At 38.7% G+C, this 1,906-nt stretch carries 1 protein-coding gene; it reads right to left on the bottom strand.

The window, feature by feature from the left end:
* Positions 1 to 104 precede the first annotated feature (104 nt).
* Entirely contained in the window at positions 105 to 1,397 is a 1,293-nt protein-coding gene (gene ltrA, locus EUBIFOR_RS11970; protein ID WP_040466587.1) for a group II intron reverse transcriptase/maturase, read from the bottom strand.
* Positions 1,398 to 1,906 lie beyond the last annotated feature (509 nt).

Genomic DNA, 1,906 nt, shown 5'->3' with positions numbered 1-1,906 from the left:
GCATAAGTAAATTTTCTCCTTCTCTAATAATTAAACAGTTGGAGATAAACTCCTCTAAGAACCGTACGTGCAGTTTTCCCGCATACGGCTCCCCACTGTTACTTTTAAACATTCTTGTTATATATGACTTTGTCACCGCTCCAAATATCAACATGGATATAAGGGTGAATGATTCGGTCATTCCATATATCATAGAACCTTTCCAATTTAAAACTTCTTCTTTGACTCCTTCGGTTTAACCATTTGAACGTTACATATAGTGAATGTTGCCAAAGGTTTCTGACCTCTTTTATCATTCCACTCAAACTGTAGTAGTTAAAACTACCAGTAAGTTTCTTGTTCAACGCCTTCATGAATTCGTCAAATTGAGTGTTTCTATTTTCTTTGACCCATTTCTTTAAGTTTGACTTAAATTGCTTCTTCTTTTTACGACTTATCTTATGTCCTACAGAATAGTAGCCTTTTCTTGTCTTACTGTTGAAATGTGTAAAGCCTAGAAAATCAAATGTTTCTCTTGAATCACTGTATCTTCCAAATGGAAGTATTCGTGTCTTTTCCTTGGATAGTTCCAATCCAAAAAGTTCCATTCTATTAATAACGGCTTCATATACTCTTTGTGCATCTCTTTCATATTGAAACATTATTAAGAAATCGTCGGCAAACCTTACCAGGTATGCTTCTCCACATAACTGTTTCTTGATACACTTTTCAAACCATAAATCCAGTACGTAATGTAGATACACATTGGCCAGTATTGGACTAATCAGTCCGCCTTGGGGTGTTCCTACACTTGTATCCTCATATTTTCCTTCTATCATGACACCTGATTTAAGCATTCTCGCTATATATTTCAGGTAGTTCGGGTCTGCGATATCATTTCGAAGAAATTTCATGAGCCACTCATGATTCACATTATCAAAGAAGCCTTTAATGTCACAGTCCAATATATAGTTTATCTTCTTGTGCATTACGGTATCATTGATTACTTTAATCGCATCATGAGCCTTTCGATTTGGTCTGAATCCATATGAACAATCTAGAAATCTAGGTTCATATACATCACTAAGTATATCTGCCATGGCTCCTTGAAAGAGCCTGTCTTCATAGACCGGTATCCCTAAAGGTCTTTTCTTGCCATTTCCCTTGTCGATTTCAACTCGTCTTACGGGTTGTGGCTTATAGCTAAAACTCTTTAGTCTATGCATCAAGTCATCTATATTTTCATTTAGATTTTCCTGATACACTTCTTTGGTTACCATGTCTATTCCTGGAGCTTTGTCTTTCTTTTGTAGACGATGTTGTCTTATCAAAGACTCCTTGTCTACTCGATACATCAACGTTTCCAGTTTAGGATATCTTTTTGACAATGTTCTTATATCTTGTCGTTTTGTTCCCATGTCTTTGTAACCTCCAGTGTTTTCAACATGTTGCCCTTCAAGAAACGTAACTGTGTTTCGGTCCTTCGCTCCATGTACTTTCATACACTTCATCACTACTATGACCTCTTCGGACTTCTTGCAGTTCTTCCCGTTGTTCTTGTGGTATTGGCACTTGTAACAACAGTACCTTGTTTATCGGAAACTGCAAGACCTCCCAGGTATGCAGTTGATACCTTGACTTCTCGCCCTGCATTACAACGCCGGTGGTGTCCGATTGAATCTGGCATAACGATTCAACCTATGTTGGTTGCGGCTTATATGAGAGCATCACCCACCACTTTGTTGGAACTAACGACGCTAGATTGCTTCAGGCTTTCGCTTTAGGGCTCTAAGTCTTTCCTTCCTACGCTTAACACTGTACCTCACGATACAATGCCCAAGGACTAGATACTGGCCTCTTTGCTCCAAGAGTTACCAGGTTAGGAGTTTCACCCAACTAAATCAACTGCACCGAACTGGCGCACCAT

This window comes from Holdemanella biformis DSM 3989 (assembly GCF_000156655.1).
GTDB lineage: Bacteria > Bacillota_I > Bacilli_A > Erysipelotrichales > Erysipelotrichaceae > Holdemanella > Holdemanella biformis.
Note: the sequence above shows the minus strand (reverse complement) of the source record. Positions and strands in the feature narration are given on the sequence as shown.